18 protein-coding genes are annotated in these 16,734 nt (G+C 57.9%); 7 read left to right on the top strand and 11 right to left on the bottom strand.

Features of this window, described 5'->3' with window-relative positions; genetic code table 11:
* Position 1 precedes the first annotated feature (1 nt).
* The 9 genes from pabC to yceD all read right to left on the bottom strand — a co-directional run bounded on the left by pabC (position 2) and on the right by yceD (position 7,065).
* A complete protein-coding gene (pabC, locus tag ACJ8J4_RS00290; RefSeq protein ID WP_025302413.1) occupies positions 2–799 on the bottom strand; it encodes an aminodeoxychorismate lyase in 798 nt (265 codons plus the stop codon).
* A 145-nt stretch (positions 800–944) separates the two neighbouring features.
* The gene (gene fabF, locus ACJ8J4_RS00285) at positions 945–2,186 is read right to left on the bottom strand and encodes a beta-ketoacyl-ACP synthase II (RefSeq protein WP_025302412.1); all 1,242 of its coding nucleotides are present in this window, start codon (positions 2,184–2,186) and stop codon (positions 945–947) included.
* 82 nt (positions 2,187–2,268) lie between these two features.
* Entirely contained in the window at positions 2,269–2,505 is a 237-nt protein-coding gene (gene acpP, locus ACJ8J4_RS00280; RefSeq protein WP_004719003.1) for an acyl carrier protein, read from the bottom strand.
* 154 nt (positions 2,506–2,659) lie between these two features.
* Positions 2,660–3,394 (bottom strand): 3-oxoacyl-ACP reductase FabG, encoded by a 735-nt coding sequence (gene fabG, locus ACJ8J4_RS00275; protein ID WP_016928193.1) that lies wholly within the window; start codon positions 3,392–3,394, stop codon positions 2,660–2,662.
* An 11-nt stretch (positions 3,395–3,405) separates the two neighbouring features.
* Positions 3,406–4,335, bottom strand: coding sequence for an ACP S-malonyltransferase (fabD, locus tag ACJ8J4_RS00270; protein ID WP_197832180.1), 930 nt, complete (start codon positions 4,333–4,335; stop codon positions 3,406–3,408).
* 18 nt (positions 4,336–4,353) lie between these two features.
* Complete coding sequence (locus tag ACJ8J4_RS00265) at positions 4,354–5,307, bottom strand: beta-ketoacyl-ACP synthase III (protein ID WP_043141705.1); 954 nt, start codon at positions 5,305–5,307, stop codon at positions 4,354–4,356.
* 6 nt (positions 5,308–5,313) lie between these two features.
* Entirely contained in the window at positions 5,314–6,348 is a 1,035-nt protein-coding gene (gene plsX, locus ACJ8J4_RS00260) for a phosphate acyltransferase PlsX (protein ID WP_197832181.1), read from the bottom strand.
* Positions 6,349–6,359: 11 nt separating this feature from the next.
* On the bottom strand, positions 6,360–6,527 hold the full coding sequence (gene rpmF, locus ACJ8J4_RS00255) for a 50S ribosomal protein L32 (protein ID WP_004927778.1): 168 nt from the start codon (positions 6,525–6,527) through the stop codon (positions 6,360–6,362).
* A gap of 16 nt (positions 6,528–6,543) precedes the next feature.
* The gene (gene yceD, locus ACJ8J4_RS00250) at positions 6,544–7,065 is read right to left on the bottom strand and encodes a 23S rRNA accumulation protein YceD (RefSeq protein ID WP_004927780.1); all 522 of its coding nucleotides are present in this window, start codon (positions 7,063–7,065) and stop codon (positions 6,544–6,546) included.
* 141 nt (positions 7,066–7,206) lie between these two features.
* On the opposite strand from yceD, the gene ACJ8J4_RS00245 reads away from it, so the two are divergent.
* Positions 7,207–7,788, top strand: coding sequence for a Maf family protein (locus ACJ8J4_RS00245; protein WP_050505169.1), 582 nt, complete (start codon positions 7,207–7,209; stop codon positions 7,786–7,788).
* Between the two features lie 6 nt (positions 7,789–7,794).
* Here the strand turns inward: ACJ8J4_RS00245 and rluC are convergent, their stop codons facing one another.
* Entirely contained in the window at positions 7,795–8,754 is a 960-nt protein-coding gene (gene rluC, locus ACJ8J4_RS00240; RefSeq protein ID WP_043141713.1) for a 23S rRNA pseudouridine(955/2504/2580) synthase RluC, read from the bottom strand.
* Between the two features lie 552 nt (positions 8,755–9,306).
* Here rluC and rne point away from each other — a divergent pair.
* Entirely contained in the window at positions 9,307–12,687 is a 3,381-nt protein-coding gene (rne, locus tag ACJ8J4_RS00235; RefSeq protein ID WP_197835477.1) for a ribonuclease E, read from the top strand.
* Between the two features lie 60 nt (positions 12,688–12,747).
* Here rne and ACJ8J4_RS00230 read toward each other — a convergent pair whose 3' ends face one another.
* Complete coding sequence (locus tag ACJ8J4_RS00230) at positions 12,748–13,035, bottom strand: putative quinol monooxygenase (RefSeq protein ID WP_025302406.1); 288 nt, start codon at positions 13,033–13,035, stop codon at positions 12,748–12,750.
* A gap of 213 nt (positions 13,036–13,248) precedes the next feature.
* On the opposite strand from ACJ8J4_RS00230, the gene pyrC reads away from it, so the two are divergent.
* The 5 genes from pyrC (at position 13,249) to solA (ending at position 16,731) form a co-directional block, all read left to right on the top strand.
* On the top strand, positions 13,249–14,295 hold the full coding sequence (gene pyrC, locus ACJ8J4_RS00225) for a dihydroorotase (RefSeq protein ID WP_043141719.1): 1,047 nt from the start codon (positions 13,249–13,251) through the stop codon (positions 14,293–14,295).
* 75 nt (positions 14,296–14,370) lie between these two features.
* Positions 14,371–14,610 (top strand): DNA damage-inducible protein I, encoded by a 240-nt coding sequence (gene dinI / locus ACJ8J4_RS00220; RefSeq protein ID WP_043141722.1) that lies wholly within the window; start codon positions 14,371–14,373, stop codon positions 14,608–14,610.
* Positions 14,611–14,740: 130 nt separating this feature from the next.
* Positions 14,741–15,019 (top strand): hypothetical protein, encoded by a 279-nt coding sequence (locus ACJ8J4_RS00215; protein WP_004927809.1) that lies wholly within the window; start codon positions 14,741–14,743, stop codon positions 15,017–15,019.
* Between the two features lie 201 nt (positions 15,020–15,220).
* Positions 15,221–15,475, top strand: a complete 255-nt coding sequence (gene bssS, locus ACJ8J4_RS00210; RefSeq protein WP_004927812.1) for a biofilm formation regulator BssS — start codon at positions 15,221–15,223, stop codon at positions 15,473–15,475.
* A gap of 140 nt (positions 15,476–15,615) precedes the next feature.
* Positions 15,616–16,731, top strand: a complete 1,116-nt coding sequence (solA, locus tag ACJ8J4_RS00205; protein ID WP_197835475.1) for an N-methyl-L-tryptophan oxidase — start codon at positions 15,616–15,618, stop codon at positions 16,729–16,731.
* Positions 16,732–16,734: the final 3 nt, after the last annotated feature.

The raw sequence follows: 16,734 nt of genomic DNA, 5'->3' as shown, positions 1-16,734 counted from the left end.
GTTAACAGTGTGGACGCAAAAAATCATACAGCTGGCGCGAATGATAACGCCATGATTGAGCAACGTTTACCGGCAGCAGCGGCATCAGCGCGTTGCTCACCAGGACTTCGTCGGCATCGGCCAGCGTCTCCAGCGGTTCGCTGACGCAGTGCAGACGGTATTCCGAGCCCGCCAGCAGCGCGATCACCCGCCGCCGCATCAGGCCCGCGACGCCCGCCTGGCTCAGGTCCGGGGTAAACACCGCTTTTCCCTTACGCCAGAACAAATTAGCCGCACAGCATTCCACCAGCATACCGGCAGTGTCAAGCACCAGTGCCTCGTCGGCGGCCGTCTGGTCAAGATGCGCGCGGATCAGCACCTGCTCCAGGCGGTTCAAATGCTTCAACCCCGCCAGCAGCGGATTGCGCGCCAGCGCCACCGGGCTGAGCGCAAGCGTGATGCCCTGCTCGCGCCACTGCAAATAGTGCGCAGGGTAGCTGCTGCGGGCGACGATGCGCGTTGGATTTTCGCACCCCGTCGGGCTGTAGCCCCGCCCGCCGCTGCCGCGCGTCAGTATCGCTTTGACCACGCCGAGCGGAATTGATTCGGCCGCCTGAGCCATCTCGCGCTCGAAAGCGGCCCAATCGGTAGTGGGCAGCATCAGCCTCTGTGCCGCTTGCTGCAGCCGCTCCAGATGCCAGGGCAGCAGCTCGATTTTACCGTCGATAACCCGGGCGGTAGTAAAGCAGCCATCGCCGAACTGCAGGCCACGATCGCTCGGCGCCAGCGCATCGTGGCGTTGTCCGTTAATCCAGTACATGCTTCCTCCTGTTGCCGGGTGATTTCATTACGCTCGCAGAATAGCAGGCGACGAGGCAATACGCAGCCCTGCTGACGGCCGGACGCCAGGCGTAAAAAAGCCCGGTTAAAAAACCGGGCTTTTCATCAGCGAACAACCGCGCGAGTTACACTCGGCGGAAGATCAGCGAGCCATTGGTGCCGCCGAAGCCGAAGGAGTTGCACAGGGTGAACTCCATATCGCTGACCTGGCGCGCTTCGTGAGGCACGAAGTCCAGATCGCAACCTTCATCCGGGTTATCCAGGTTGATGGTTGGCGGTACCGCCTGATCGCGCAGCGCCAGCACGGTGAAGATGGACTCGATCGCGCCCGCCGCACCCAACAGGTGGCCGGTCATCGATTTGGTCGAGCTCACCAGCACGCGCTGGGCATCAGCGCCGAAGACGGATTTCACCGCCTGCGCTTCCGCCTGGTCGCCCGCCGGCGTAGAGGTGCCGTGCGCGTTGATGTAACCGATTTGTGACGGGGTCACACCGGCGTCAAGCAGGGCATTTTCCATCGCCAGCGCAGCGCCTGCGCCGTTTTCCGGTGGTGACGTCATGTGATAAGCATCGCTGCTCATCCCAAAGCCAACCACTTCGGCATAGATTTTCGCGCCGCGTTTTTTCGCGTGTTCGTACTCTTCCAGCACCATCATGCCGGCGCCGTCGCCCAGCACGAAGCCGTCGCGGTCTTTATCCCACGGACGGCTCGCCGCCTGCGGGTTGTCATTACGGGTGGACAGGGCGCGCGCTGCGCCAAAGCCGCCGACGCCCAATGGGGTGCTGGCTTTCTCTGCCCCACCGGCCAGCATCACGTCAGCATCATTGTAAGCAATGATACGCGCTGCATGGCCGATGTTGTGCACACCTGAAGTACAGGCGGTGGCGATGGAAATGCTTGGGCCACGCATGCCGTACATGATTGTCAGGTGGCCTGCAATCATATTCACGATGGTGGAGGGCACGAAGAACGGACTGATTTTCCGTGGGCCACCGTTAACCAGTGAACTGTGGTTTTCTTCGATCAAACCCAGGCCGCCGATGCCGGAACCGATCGCGGCTCCAATACGGCTGGCGTTAGCCTCGGTGATGTCCAGACCTGCATCCTGCATGGCTTGCATGCCGGCAGCGATACCGTACTGGATAAAGGCATCCATCTTGCGCGCATCTTTGCGGGAGATGAAATCCTCAGAATTAAAATTCTTTACCAGGCCAGCAAACTTGGTCGCATAGGCAGTGGTATCGAAATGGTCGATCAGGCTGATGCCACTCTGACCGGCAAGAAGAGCGTTCCACGTGGACTCTACCGTATTGCCGACAGGAGACAACATGCCCAGTCCGGTCACAACTACTCGACGCTTAGACACGTTTGTCCTCCAGGGAGGGAAAAATATGACACTAGGGATAGAAAAAACTTAGGCGGTCGAACGACCGCCTAGATATGTTCTCTTACTGCTGGCTGGCGTTGATGAAATCAATAGCTGCCTGAACAGTAGTGATCTTCTCAGCTTCTTCGTCTGGAATCTCGGTGTCGAATTCTTCTTCCAGTGCCATTACCAGCTCAACGGTGTCAAGAGAATCAGCGCCCAGATCTTCAACGAAAGAAGCGTTGTTCAAAACTTCTTCCTGTTTAACACCCAGTTGCTCAACAATGATTTTCTTAACGCGTTCTTCGATAGTGCTCATACTCTTAAATTTCCTATCAAAACTCGCTTTCGCGATGGTTTTCGTAGTGTATAAAATGCTGAAAAAGATGCAACTAAATCCCGGCTGGTCAAACCACGATTTTACGCTATTTTGCGGTTTTTGCCTCAAATAACGCAAATGGTTTTCACATTTTTTAAATCATGTACATGCCGCCATTGACATGTAACGTTTCACCGGTGATGTAGCCGGCCTCATCAGAGGCCAAAAATGCAACAGCGCTGGCGATTTCTTTAGCATCGCCCAGCCGGTTGGCTGGAACTGATGACAAAATGCCTGCGCGTTGATCATCTGTCAACGCCCGTGTCATGTCCGTCTCAATAAAGCCAGGTGCCACGACGTTGACCGTAATGCCACGTGAAGCAACTTCACGTGCCAAAGATTTGCTAAAACCAATCAGGCCGGCTTTAGCCGCCGCGTAGTTCGCCTGCCCTGCGTTCCCCATGGTGCCGACGACGGAACCGATGGTGATGATACGGCCAAACCGCTTTTTCATCATAGCGCGCATTACCGCTTTTGACAGGCGGAATACGGAAGTCAGGTTGGTGTCGAGGATATCCTCCCACTCGTCATCCTTCATACGCATCAGCAGGTTATCACGCGTAATGCCGGCATTATTCACTAAAATGTCGATTTCGCCAAATTCGGCGCGAATCGATGCCAGCACGCTGTCGATAGATTGCGCATCAACAACGTTCAACATAAACCCTTTGCCGTTTGCACCCAGGTAGCTGCTGATCGCTTCAGCGCCGCTCTCGCTGGTCGCGGTACCGATCACTTTGGCGCCGCGTGCCACAAACGTTTCTGCAATAGCTCGGCCAATACCGCGGCTTGCGCCGGTGACCAGAACGATTTTACCTTCGAAGCTCATCATTTTCCTCTTTATTGTTCAAGCGCCGCCGACAGGCTGGCGGTGTCGTTCACCGCCGCAGCCGTCAGGGTGTCAACAATACGTTTAGTCAGACCGGTCAGCACTTTGCCCGGCCCCACTTCCAGCAGCGACGTCACTCCCTGTGCTGCGATAAACCCTACGCTTTCGGTCCAACGCACCGGGCTGTACAGCTGACGCACCAGCGCGCTGCGGATCGCTTCCGGATCGTTTTCGGTGCGCACGTCGACGTTGTTCACCACCGGCACCTGCGGCGCGTTGAAGGTGATGTCCTGCAGCGCCACGGCCAGCTTGTCGGCGGCCGGCTTCATCAGCGCACAGTGCGAAGGCACGCTCACCGGCAGCGGCAGCGCACGTTTGGCGCCGGCAGCTTTACAGGCGGCGCCTGCGCGTTCAACCGCTTCTTTGTTGCCGGCGATGACCACCTGGCCCGGCGAGTTGAAGTTGACCGGAGAAACCACCTGCCCCTGCGCGGATTCTTCGCACGCCTTAGCGATCGCGTCGTTGTCCAGACCGATGATGGCGTACATCGCGCCGGTACCTTCCGGCACTGCTTCCTGCATCAGCTTGCCGCGCAGCTCGACCAGACGGATCGCCGCCTTGAAGTCCAGCACGCCGGCGCAGACCAGCGCCGAGTATTCGCCCAGGCTGTGACCCGCCATCAGCGCAGGCGCTTTACCGCCCTGCTGCTGCCAAACGCGGAAAATCGCCACCGAGGCAGCCAGCAGAGCCGGTTGGGTCTGCCAGGTTTTGTTCAGTTCTTCCACCGGGCCTTGCTGCACCAGCTGCCACAGGTCGTAACCCAGGGCGGAAGAAGCCTCGCCAAAGGTTTCTTCGACGATCGGGAACTGTGCGGCCAACTCGGCCAGCATGCCAACGGTCTGCGACCCCTGGCCCGGGAAAACAAAAGCAAATTGCGTCATTTTTTCTTCCTGTCCAAATCAGAAACGAACCAGCGCCGAGCCCCAGGTAAAGCCGCCGCCAAAGGCTTCCAGCAGCACCAGTTGGCCACGCTGAATTCGCCCGTCACGCACCGCTTCGTCCAGTGCGGAAGGCACCGAGGCGGCAGACGTGTTGCCGTGACGATCGAGCGTCACCACCACTTTGTCCATCCCCATGCCCAGCTTTTTCGCCGTTGCGCTGATGATGCGCAGGTTGGCCTGGTGCGGCACCAGCCAATCCAGCTCGCTACGGTCCATGTTGTTGGCCTGCAGCGTCTCGTCGACGATGCGCGCCAGTTCGGTAACCGCAACCTTGAAGACTTCGTTGCCCGCCATGGTGACATAGGCCGGCTTGTCTTGATTCTGACGATCCTTGTACGGCAGCGTCAGCAGGCTGCCGTAGCTGCCGTCGGCATGCAGATGGGTAGACAGAATGCCCGGCGCTTCAGACGCCCCCAGCACCACCGCACCCGCGCCATCGCCAAACAGAATGATGGTGCCGCGATCTTCAGGATCCAGCGTGCGCGACAAGACGTCCGCGCCGATAACCAGCGCATGTTTGACCGCGCCGTTTTTCACGTACTGATCGGCCACGCTGAGCGCATAAGTAAAGCCGGCGCAGGCCGCAGCCAGATCGAACGCCGCGCAGTCTTTGATGCCCAGCATTTGCTGCACCAGGCACGCCGCGCTCGGGAATGCGTGAGTCGTGGTGGTGGTCGCCACGACGATAAGCCCAATGTCTTCTTTAGCCACACCTGCCATTTCCAGCGCTTTCTCAGCGGCCTGGAAGCTCATCGTCGCGACGGTTTCATCCGCAGCGGCGATGCGACGTTCGCGGATACCGGTACGCGTGACGATCCATTCGTCAGAGGTATCCACCATTTTTTCCAAATCAGCATTGGTGCGCACTTGTACGGGCAAATAACTCCCCGTACCGAGAATCTTTGTATACATGTACGATCAGTCACTCTTAGGTAATACAGCCTCAAGGCGCGCAGCAATCCTTTCCGGGACTTGCCGCTGCACCGCCTGCACAGCCTGTTCGATTGCGACTGCAAACGCGTGAGGGTTCGCAGCGCCGTGGCTCTTGACTACGGTGCTGCGCAATCCTAACAGACATGCGCCATTATACTGGTCGGGGTTCAGGTGGCCGAACCGCTTAACCACCCGTTTTTGCAACCAACGGCCCAACAATTTCAGCCACCACGCTTGCTTGTTTCCGTCGCCGGACGATTTCAGCAGCGATAAGAATACCCTGACCACCCCTTCCATGGTTTTCAGGGTGACGTTGCCCACGAAGCCATCGCAGACCAACACGTCGGTCTTGCCGGTGAGCAGTTCGTTTCCTTCCAGGTAACCAATATAGTTGATTGCCGGAGTATTTTTTAGCACAGCGGCCGCTTCGCGGATATTATCCAGGCCTTTGGTCTCTTCTTCGCCAATATTCAGCAGCGCCACCCGCGGTTGCGCAATGCCGATCACCTCTTCCGCCATCACCGCGCCCATCACGGCAAACTGCACCAGCATGGTGCTGTCGCACTCGACGTTGGCGCCCAGATCCAGCACCACGGTTTTGCTGCGCTGCTGGTTCGGGATCGCCGTCATCAGCGCCGGGCGCTCAATGCCCTCCAACGGCTTGACCAACAGCTTCGCCAATCCCATCAGCGCGCCGGTATTGCCGGCGCTGACGCAGCCCTGCGCGTTGCCGATGCTGAGCTGTTCGAGCGCAATGCGCATCGACGTGCCGCGGCTGGCGCGTATCGCTTGTGAAGGTTTTGCGTCGCCGGCGATCACAGACTCGGCGGGCACGACTTGCAGACGCTCCAGAAGAACCGGATCGGCATGGGCAAGCAAAGGGGAGATAGCGTCGGGATTGCCGACCAGCAGGAGATGAAGCTGTAAATTAGAGGCCAGTGCCTGCAACGAAGCAGGCACTGTGACGCAGGGACCGAAGTCCCCGCCCATTGCATCTAACGCCAGGGTTAGACGAGTCAAGGTATCGCTACTTAGCCGATAACCTTGCGACCGCGGTAGAAACCGTCGGCAGTGATGTGGTGACGACGGTGAGTTTCACCGGATACTTTGTCTACAGACAGAGTAGTCGTGGTCAGAGCATCGTGCGAACGACGCATGCCACGCTTGGAACGGGTTGGTTTATTCTGTTGTACGGCCATGGACCTTACTCCTCAATTACTTACGCTTTAAACTGGCTAATACGGCAAACGGATTCGGTTTCTCCGCCTCGGGAGGCAGTTGGCCAAATACCATGTCCGCTTCGGACACTTCACAGTGTTCAGATTCATGTACCGGAACGACAGGCAGTGAAAGAATAATTTCGTCTTCAATCATTGCCAACAGATCGACTTCGCCAAACTCGTCAACTTCGATCGGTTCGTACGCTTCCGGTAATGCCTCAGCCTGCTCATCATTGACGACCGGGCTAAAACAATATGTTGTGTGAACCTGATGTTCGAACGGGACTCCACAGCGTTGGCACATCAACGTTACCGTGACGTCCGCATGCCCTGTTATCACCGCGAGGCGTTGATTGTCGATATTAAACGACAACGACACCTCAACATCACTGTCCACACTGACCACGGAGTCGGCAACACGAGTAACCTGCTCAGGCGCATAGACACCAGCATAGTCCAGGCGTTTCTGAGCGGTACGTACCGCATCAATGGTCAAGGGTAATTTTACCTTTTGCATAGGGCGCGCATATTAACTTTGTAACGACATAGAGTCAAAGAAAAAGGCCGTAAAACGGCTCCTTTCACCAATATTCGCTTCCACAGCGGCCGACAGTTTAAAATGCCGTACCTATTTACGCTACGGTTTGCGAAAAAAATTATGCAGAGATTGCTTTTAGCCTCCACCTCCCCCTATCGAAAAATGCTGCTGGAGAAGCTGCAGCTGCCGTTCGACTGCGCCGCGCCGCAGGTGGATGAAACCCCATTGCCGGGCGAAAGCGCCGAAGCGCTGGTGCTGCGCCTGGCGGCAGCGAAGGCTCAGGCGCTGGCCCTCGCCTACCCCGAGCATCTGATCATCGGTTCCGATCAGGTCTGCGTGATCGATGGCAACATCACCGGCAAGCCCCATACCGAGGAAAACGCCCGCGCGCAGCTGCGCCAGGCAAGCGGCCAGGCCGTGACCTTTTATACCGGCCTGGCGCTGTACAACGGCCGCAGCAAGCAACTGCAGGCCCTGTGCGAGCCGTTCCACGTGCATTTTCGCGCGCTGAGCGAAGCGGAGATCGCCGCCTATGTACGTCTGGAGCAACCGCTGAACTGCGCGGGCAGTTTCAAGAGCGAGGGATTGGGGATCGCGCTGTTCGACAGGCTGGAAGGCCGGGACCCGAACACCCTGATCGGCCTGCCGTTGATCGCGCTGTTGGAGATGTTGCGGGCTGAAGGCATCAACCCGCTGGTCTGACACGGATTATTTGGTCGCCTGCTGGCGCAGCACCTGCAGGCAGTGACGCAGTTCTTCATCCATCGGCGCTTCGATGCGCATCGTTTCGCCGGTGGACGGATGCTCGAAGCGCAGCGCCGCAGCGTGCAGGAACAGCCGCTTCAGGCCGGTACCCGCCAGCTGACGATCGAACTCGCGGTCGCCATAGCGATCGTCAAAAGCGATCGGATGCCCGGCATGCAGCGTGTGCACGCGGATCTGGTGAGTACGCCCGGTTATCGGGCTGGCCTTCACCAGGGTGGCGAATTCGTAGCGCTCCTCCACCTTGAAGCGGGTTTCCGAAGGCTTGCCTTCGCTGTTGACGCGCACGATACGTTCGCCGCTTTGCAGAATGTTTTTCAGCAGCGGCGCCTGTACGGCCTTGCAGTGGGACTGCCATTGGCCGCGCACCAGCGCCAGATAATCTTTCTGCATGCCTTTCAACCGCAGCTGTTCATGCAGCGAACGCAGCGCCGAACGCTTCTTGGCGACCAGCAGCACGCCGGAGGTGTCGCGATCCAGGCGATGCACCAGCTCCAGGAAGCGGGCTTCCGGGCGCAGCGCGCGCAGCCCTTCAATCACGCCGAAGCTCAGGCCGCTGCCGCCGTGCACCGCGGTGCCGGAAGGTTTGTTGAGGATCAGCAGGTGGTCGTCTTCATACAGGATGCAGTCTGCCAATGCGGCCACTTTATCCAGCTTCGCCGACACCGGCGCCTCTTCGCGCTCGGCTACGCGCACCGGTGGTACGCGCACCACGTCGCCGGCCGCCAATTTGTATTCGACCTTGATGCGCCCTTTGTTAACCCGCACCTCGCCTTTACGCACGATGCGATAAATCATGCTCTTCGGCACGCCTTTCAGGCGAGCGAGCAGAAAGTTGTCGATTCTCTGACCGGCTTCGTCGTCGGAAATCGTGATGAATTGTACTGCTGGATTGTTCGTTTTCATGGTGCGGGATTCTAAATAGAGCGCGTGAATAGCGCCACATCTTTTTCTGTGCTTAACTGTCTCTCTGACGGCGGGCGAAACCCCAGCGGACAATAAGGCAGCAAGCCGATTTGAACGTTTGCGATTTCTTCCGCAGTTAAGGAAAAGTCACCTTGCTATAACGGCATCAGCAGTGGAATAATGCAGTCACTTTCCGCGTTGATTCTCGTTAAACAGGGAAAACGGTGGAATTATAAAATTTGTCTGATTGCGCAAAAACGCAGCAATGGCGTAAGACGTAATGCGAAATCAAACAATTAGCGGGCTGCGGGTTGCAGCTTGGCCGGCAAATGGAATCAGATCTGTCGACGTAAATCAGAGGCTATTCCCCTAGTAAAAGTGCTGTCTTTCACAAAGAAAAGCAGGCTTACCGAGATAATGCGCCCCTATGCAGGCGACAACCGTGAGGTTGACGGCTTTGCGAGAAGACACGGGGCTTTCGGTTTAACTCCGGCCATGAGGTTATTTTGCCCGCAGCTTTGTCGATAATGTAAAAATAACGAGTAAGTTAAGATGAAAAGAATGTTGATTAACGCAACTCAGCAGGAAGAGTTGCGTGTTGCCCTCGTAGATGGACAGCGGCTGTATGATTTGGATATCGAAAGTCCGGGTCATGAGCAGAAAAAAGCGAATATTTACAAAGGCAAAATCACCCGCATTGAACCAAGTCTTGAAGCAGCGTTCGTGGACTACGGCGCAGAACGACATGGTTTCCTCCCTCTTAAAGAAATCGCCCGCGAATACTTCCCTAGCAATTACTCTTCCCATGGCCGCCCGAACATCAAAGATGTGCTGCGCGAAGGCCAGGAAGTCATCGTTCAGGTAGACAAAGAAGAACGTGGCAACAAAGGCGCCGCCTTGACCACCTTCATCAGCCTGGCGGGCAGCTATCTGGTGCTGATGCCGAACAACCCGCGCGCCGGCGGTATTTCTCGCCGCATCGAGGGTGACGATCGTACCGAGCTGAAAGAAGCGCTCTCTTCGCTGCAACTGCCAGACGGCATGGGCCTGATCGTTCGCACCGCGGGCGTAGGCAAATCCGCCGACGCGCTGCAGTGGGATCTCTCCTTCCGTCTGAAGCACTGGGAAGCGATTAAAAAAGCCGCCGAAGGCCGCCCTGCACCGTTCCTGATCCACCAGGAAAGCAACGTTATCGTGCGTGCCTTCCGCGATTACCTGCGCCCGGACATCGGCGAAATCCTGATCGACAACCCGAAAATTCTCGATCTGGCCAAAGAGCACATCGCTGCGCTGGGCCGCCCGGATTTCAGCAGCAAAATCAAACTGTACAGCGGTGAAATTCCTCTGTTCAGCCACTATCAGATCGAATCGCAGATCGAATCCGCCTTCCAGCGCGAAGTGCGCCTGCCGTCCGGCGGCTCGATCGTCATCGACAGTACCGAAGCGCTGACCGCCATCGACATCAACTCCGCACGCGCAACCCGCGGCGGCGATATCGAAGAGACGGCGTTCAACACCAACCTGGAAGCGGCGGACGAGATCGCTCGCCAGCTGCGCCTGCGCGACCTCGGCGGCCTGATCGTCATCGACTTCATCGACATGACGCCGGTACGCCACCAGCGCGAAGTGGAAAACCGCTTGCGCGACGCCGTGCGTCAAGACCGCGCGCGCATCCAAATCGGCCGCATCTCCCGCTTCGGCCTGCTGGAAATGTCACGCCAGCGCCTCAGCCCGTCGCTGGGTGAGTCCAGCCACCACGTGTGCCCACGCTGTAACGGCACCGGTACCATCCGCGACAACGAATCGCTGGCGCTGTCCATCCTGCGCCTGATCGAAGAAGAAGCGCTGAAGGAAAACACCAAAGAAGTTCACGCTATCGTGCCGGTTCAGGTCGCTTCGTACCTGCTGAACGAAAAGCGCGAATCCGTCAGCGCGATCGAAAAACGTCAGGGTGGCGTGAAAGCCGTCATCGTGCCGAACGATGAAATGCAAACCCCGCACTACTCGGTGCTGCGCGTGCGCAAGGGCGAGGAAACCTCTACCCTCAGCTACCTGCTGCCGAAACTGCACGAAGAAGACATGGAGCGTCCGCTGGAAGATGCGCCGATGGAACGCAAGCGTCCGGAGCAACCGGCCCTGGCTTCCTTCTCCCTGTCCGCCGATGTGCCGCCGCCGGCTGAAGAACCCGTCGCCGTTGCCAAACCTGCCGCTGCAGCCGCCAAGACTAAAGCCGCAGCGCCGGCCGCCGCTAAACCGGGCTTCCTGGGCCGCCTGTTCGGTGGTCTGAAGAACTTGTTCGCCGGTGAAGAACAACCTGCCGTCGAAGAAGCCAAACCGGCCGAAACGCCGAAGGCGGAAGGCAACGGTGAGAACCGTCGTCAGGATCGTCGCGGTCAGCGCCGTCAAGGCACCGGCCGTAAAGAGCGCGGTGAGCGTAGCGACCGTGGCGATCGCCCGGAACGCGGCGAGCGTAAAGAGCGCGGTGAAGGCCGTGACAATCGCGAGCGCGATAACCGTGAACCGCGTGAGAACCGTGAAGGCCGTGAATCGCGTGAATCCCGCGATGAACAGCGCCGTAACCGCCGCAACCAGCAGCAGAACGCGCCGGTAGCGGAGGAAACCGCTTCGGAAGAAGGTGCTAAAGCGCCGCGCGAAGATCAGCAGCAACGCCGTGAGCAGCGTGCTGAACGCCAGCGTCGTCGTCAGGAAGAGAAACGTCAGGCTCAGCAGGAAGTGAAAGCGCTGGAAAGCGTTGACGCAGTCGAGAGTACCGACGAAGAGCAGGAAGAGCGCCAGCAGCAGAACATGCAGCGCCGTCAGCGCCGCCCTCTGTCGCAGAAAGTGCGTATCCTGTCTGCGGAAGAAGAGCTGCAGCGTGCAGCGGAAGAGCTGTTGGCGCCGAAAGCGCCGGTAGCGAAAGCCGAAGACGCGCAGCCGACCGCCGACGATAGCGTCAAGCTGTTGCCGGAAACCGTTGCCGCACAGCCGGAAGACGATGCCCAGGGCGAAAGCCGCGGCAACGGCGAAGGCATGCCGCGTCGTTCCCGTCGTTCACCGCGTCACCTGCGCGTCAGCGGCCAGCGTCGCCGTCGTTACCGCGATGAGCGTTACCCGCTGCAATCCCCAATGCCGTTGGCGGGCGCGTTCGCTTCGCCGGAAATGGCATCAGGCAAAGTATGGGTAAGCTACCCGGTCGCTCAGGTTGAAGAAGCCGAAGTGCAAACCGAAGCCGTAGAGCAGGCGCCGGTTGTCGCCGCAGCGGTTGAACAGCACAGCGTTACCGTGGAAGACACTCAGACCACGGCCAGCGTCAACGAACCGGCACCCGAAGCCGCCGTTGAGACTGCTAGCGTTACCGTAACGGAAGAAGCTGCAGTCGTAGCACCGGTTGTAGCCACTCCGGCCGAGGAAATCCCGGCGCCGGTGGAAACCGCCCCGGCAACTGTTGCAGTTGAACAGCCGAAAGTGGAAGAGACTGCCCCTGCAGTGGAAGCCGAGCCGGTAGCTGAAACCGTAGCTGTAGAGCCCGTGGTTGAACCTGCGCCAACGGAAGACGAGCCTGTGGTCGAAGTTGCACCGGTGGTAGAAGCCACGCCAGCGGAAGAAACGCCAGTGGTAGAAGCCGCACCTGCGGCAACCTCCGTGGAAGCTGCTCCGGTCGAAAAAGCCCCAGCGCCAATCGCCGCAGAACCTGCACCTGCAGTTGCGCAGCAGCCGGCGCCGGTGAAAGCCGTGCAGGACGCGCTGTACAAACACATCGCCACTGCGCCGATGACTAAAGCGCCTGCGCCAGCCTACGTGCCGGAAGAACGCAAGCACAGCAACTGGCAGCGCCCTTCCTTCAACTTTGAAGGCAAAGGTTCAGCCGGTGGTCACTCGGCAGTGAGCCAGGCCACCGCGCCTGCCACAAAGCCGCAGCCGGTTAACGAATAAGTTAATCTGCAACCCTAAAAAAACCCGCCATCGGCGGGTTTTTTCTTGCCTGTAAAAAGCTCAGGCGATCTTTTTCAGTTTCTTGATGTCCAGAACATCCAACTTGCCGTCAAGTCGACTGACGAACTGCTGAAAATGCGCCGTCTCATTATGCTTATCCAGCGCTTCGCTGCTGGCCCAACGCTCAAAGAACACGAAGGTGCCCGGCTTTTCCAGATCGCGATGCAAATCATATTGCAGGTTGCCCAGCTCCTGGCGGCTCGGCTCGAGAATGTCGTGCACCGCTTCACTGACTGCGGCCTCAAATCCCGCTTTCGCTTGCAGGGTGGCGATAACGCGTACTTCCATTGTTTTCTCCCTTTCCACTTGATGAAAGTCGACGGTATTGGCGTCGGCATCGTTGAAATCCTTGTCACTATGCGCCTGCTGCGCCGTTGATTTCAACTTGTCGCCAACAAACAGATGCATCTGCGGCACTTTCCGCTTATCCTTACACCCCGGCGTGAATAAACCCATTATTCGCTTTTCATTAGACGTATTTGACCGCCGGAGCCTAGCTAGATGACCGCACAACCTCAAGTTCTGAAAATCCGCCGCCCAGACGACTGGCATATCCACCTGCGTGACGATGAGATGCTGAAAACGGTGGTGCCCTATACCAGCCAGGTATTTGGCCGGGCGATCGTGATGCCGAACCTGGTTCCGCCCGTGACGACCGTGGCCGCCGCACGCGCCTACCGCGATCGGATTCTGGCGGCGGTGCCGCAGGGTCACAACTTCACTCCGCTGATGACCTGTTACCTGACCAACTCTCTGGCGGCCAGTGAACTGGTCAGCGGTTTCGAGCAAGGGGTGTTTACCGCCGCCAAGCTGTATCCGGCCAACGCCACCACCAACTCCAGCCACGGCGTCAGCGACGTGACCGGCATTTACCCACTGTTCGAGCAAATGCAAAAAATCGGCATGCCTTTGCTTATCCACGGCGAAGTGACCGATCCTGCCGTGGATATCTTCGACCGCGAGGCGCGCTTTATCGAACAGGTGATGGAGCCTATCCGCCGTCACTTCCCGGAACTGAAAATCGTCTTCGAGCACATCACCACCAAAGAAGCGGCACAGTACGTGCAGGCAGGCAACCGTTTCCTCGGCGCCACCATCACGCCGCAACACCTGATGTTCAACCGCAACCACATGCTGGTCGGCGGCATTCGCCCACACCTGTTCTGCCTACCGATCCTCAAGCGCAACGTCCATCAGGAGGCGCTGCGTCAGGCGGTTGCCAGCGGCTCGGACCGTTTCTTCCTCGGCACCGACTCCGCGCCGCACCTCAAGCATCGCAAAGAGTCCAGCTGCGGCTGCGCCGGCTGCTTCAATGCGCCGAATGCCATCCCGGCTTACGCAGCGGTCTTCGAACAGCTCGGCGCACTGGAGCACTTCGAGGCTTTCTGCTCGCTCAACGGCCCACGCTTCTATGGCCTGCCGCTCAACGAAGACTTCATCGAACTGCAGCGCGTGCCAACCACCCAACCGGAAGAGATTACCCTCGGCAATGAATCCGTGATCCCCTTCCTGGCGGGTGAAACCCTGAACTGGTCGCTGAAAGACTGATATTTTTGCATCGCCCTCTTGCCCTCGCACTCGGCTAACTGTATAAATAAACAGTAAATCGCTTCGGGGGCAATTATGCGTGTTGAAGTCACTCTAGATAAAACCCGGCCGCTGCCGTCGGGCGCCATTGAGGCGCTGACCGGTGAACTGGGCAAACGGGTCAATCGCCAGTTTCCAGACGCCGTCGTTCATGTACGTTATGCCGGCGCCAACGGGCTCTCCGTGCTGGGGGGCGCCAAAACCGATCGGGATCTGATCGAGGAAATCCTTCAGGAAACCTGGGAAAGCGCGGACGAATGGTTTAGCGCAGAATAACACTGCAATGCTGTTTTTGCCGGGGGTCGCTCTCCGGCTTTTTTGTTTCTGGCGCCCTGCCCATTCATCGCTTACCCTTACTCTGAAACAAAATCTGCCTCAGCGCTGTATTTAACGCAAAGGAGTAAGCATGGCCCCGGACAAGGTGAAATCCGAAGACGCAATGACGTTTGGCGAACTGCTGGCGCTGATTGCCGATCAGAAAAGGCGCTTGAACGTACTGGAAGTAGCTTTCTCTTATCTGGCCTTCAGCCTGGATGACAAAGCCAACCAACGGCTGATCCACAGCCTGAAGCTGGAATCGCACAGCCAGAATCGTGATGCCGAAACGCAAAAGCATTTCGCCCATTTGGCCGAAGAGCTGGAAAAATGTCTGCATGGTGCATCGCCACCTGCCGACGCGGAATAACGCGCTGCGCTTGACTCGTCCACTGCTGCACCTGCAAATTTGTAGAATAATTGTTCAAATAAATATTTATTTTGCAAATTTCGGTGACAACCCCCTCCACCGATGAAAGCGGATGCGTATACTGTAATTGCTCTCATGATGATGAGCCGCATTGATCCTCGTTAGTCACTCACGGTAGTTACTACTCAATAAGGGGTCTTTATGGACAGAAATGATGAAGTAATTCAGACGCACCCGCTTGTCGGTTGGGATATCAGTACTGTCGACGTTTACGACGCCATGATGATACGCCTTCATTACCTGTCTTCACTAGACCAAACGCCCGAAGAAGCCCAAGTAGACCGAACGCTTTGGCTGACTACAGATGTCGCCCGTCAATTAATCAATATCTTAGAAGCCGGCATCGCCAAGATTGAAGCTACGGATTACCAGGATCTTGATCGCAGAAAACATTGATTTATCGTCTCCTAACCTCTAAGGCGCCGTGACCATTCCCGGCGCCTTTTTCTTTGCCTTTCATCGTTCAATCAGTGCATTGCGCCCGCCAACCTTTTATCATGGGGCGATAAGAAATCGCTATCAGAGAGGGTGGGTACGTGGAATATGATTTGATTGTGGTGGGCAGCGGTTCCGTCGGCGCAGCGGCAGGCTATTACGCCACGCGGGCCGGCTTGAAAGTGCTGATGATCGACAGCGCCATTCCCCCGCACCGCAACGGCAGCCATCACGGCGATACCCGCATCATCCGTCACGCTTACGGCGAAGGCGAAAAGTACGTGCCGCTGGTGCTACGCGCCCAGGCGCTGTGGAATGCGCTGATTCAACAATCCGGCGAGGAACTGTTTCAGTCGTGCGGCGTCCTCAATTTGGGGCCGCAGCACTCCGACTTCATTCGCAATGCTCAGCAGAGCGCGCAAACATTCCGTCTGAATGCGCAAACCCTCAGCGCCGAACAGATCGCTCAACGCTGGCCGGAATTCCGAGCCCCGGAAGGTTATGTCGGCGTGTTCGAGCCCGACGCCGGCTTCCTGCATGCTGAGCTGGCGATAGCCACTCTGGTCAAGCTAGCAAAAGAAGCCGGCTGCAGCCAGTTGTTCAACTGCCCGGTCAGCGCGGTGGAGCCTATCGATGGCGGCGTTGAGGTCATCACCGGCGAAGGGCGTTTCACGGCGCGAAAAGCGGTGATCACCGCCGGTACCTGGGTCAAAGCGCTGTTGCCGCAGTTACCCGTCGCGCCACTGCGCAAAGTCTTCTCCTGGCATCAGGCAGATGGCCGCTACAGCGTGAACAATCGTTTCCCGGCCTTTACCGTCGAAGCGCAAGACGGCACGCACTATTACGGTTTCCCGGCGGATAACGACGGCCTGAAAGTAGGCAAGCACGACGGCGGCCAGCCGATGGATGCCCCCGAGCAGCGCAAACCCTTCGGCAGCTACGCCAGCGACGGCACGGAAGTTTTCTCCTTCCTGCGGCAATTTTTACCGGGTGTAGGCGTATGTTTACACGGCGAAGCCTGCAGTTATGATATGAGCCCCGACGAAGACTTTATTATCGATACGCTGCCGGATTGCGATCGCCTGATGGTTATCAGCGGATTGAGCGGCCACGGCTTCAAGTTCGCCAGCGCGTTGGGTGAGATTGCCGCGCTGTTCGCGCAGGACAAAGCGCCGCCGGTCGACGTCTCCAGCTTTGGTCTGAAACGATTTAGCTAAGCG

It is taken from the genome of Serratia sp. CY47280 (assembly GCF_052168655.1).
GTDB lineage: Bacteria > Pseudomonadota > Gammaproteobacteria > Enterobacterales > Enterobacteriaceae > Serratia > Serratia bockelmannii.
The sequence above is the reverse complement of the archived record's forward strand: the minus strand, read 5'-3'. Positions and strand labels throughout refer to the sequence as shown.

Excerpts from the sequence above, each read along its gene's own strand:
- pabC (WP_025302413.1), bottom strand. The coding sequence starts at position 799 with ATGTACTGGATTAACGGACAACGCCACGATGCGCTGGCGCCGAGCGAT.
- acpP (WP_004719003.1), bottom strand. The coding sequence starts at position 2,505 with ATGAGCACTATCGAAGAACGCGTTAAGAAAATCATTGTTGAGCAACTG.
- fabG (WP_016928193.1), bottom strand. The coding sequence starts at position 3,394 with ATGAGCTTCGAAGGTAAAATCGTTCTGGTCACCGGCGCAAGCCGCGGT.
- fabD (WP_197832180.1), bottom strand. The coding sequence starts at position 4,335 with ATGACGCAATTTGCTTTTGTTTTCCCGGGCCAGGGGTCGCAGACCGTT.
- ACJ8J4_RS00265 (WP_043141705.1), bottom strand. The coding sequence starts at position 5,307 with ATGTATACAAAGATTCTCGGTACGGGGAGTTATTTGCCCGTACAAGTG.
- rpmF (WP_004927778.1), bottom strand. The coding sequence starts at position 6,527 with ATGGCCGTACAACAGAATAAACCAACCCGTTCCAAGCGTGGCATGCGT.
- yceD (WP_004927780.1), bottom strand. The coding sequence starts at position 7,065 with ATGCAAAAGGTAAAATTACCCTTGACCATTGATGCGGTACGTACCGCT.
- ACJ8J4_RS00245 (WP_050505169.1), top strand. The coding sequence starts at position 7,207 with ATGCAGAGATTGCTTTTAGCCTCCACCTCCCCCTATCGAAAAATGCTG.
- rluC (WP_043141713.1), bottom strand. The coding sequence starts at position 8,754 with ATGAAAACGAACAATCCAGCAGTACAATTCATCACGATTTCCGACGAC.
- rne (WP_197835477.1), top strand. The coding sequence starts at position 9,307 with ATGAAAAGAATGTTGATTAACGCAACTCAGCAGGAAGAGTTGCGTGTT.
- ACJ8J4_RS00230 (WP_025302406.1), bottom strand. The coding sequence starts at position 13,035 with ATGGAAGTACGCGTTATCGCCACCCTGCAAGCGAAAGCGGGATTTGAG.
- pyrC (WP_043141719.1), top strand. The coding sequence starts at position 13,249 with ATGACCGCACAACCTCAAGTTCTGAAAATCCGCCGCCCAGACGACTGG.
- dinI (WP_043141722.1), top strand. The coding sequence starts at position 14,371 with ATGCGTGTTGAAGTCACTCTAGATAAAACCCGGCCGCTGCCGTCGGGC.
- ACJ8J4_RS00215 (WP_004927809.1), top strand. The coding sequence starts at position 14,741 with ATGGCCCCGGACAAGGTGAAATCCGAAGACGCAATGACGTTTGGCGAA.
- bssS (WP_004927812.1), top strand. The coding sequence starts at position 15,221 with ATGGACAGAAATGATGAAGTAATTCAGACGCACCCGCTTGTCGGTTGG.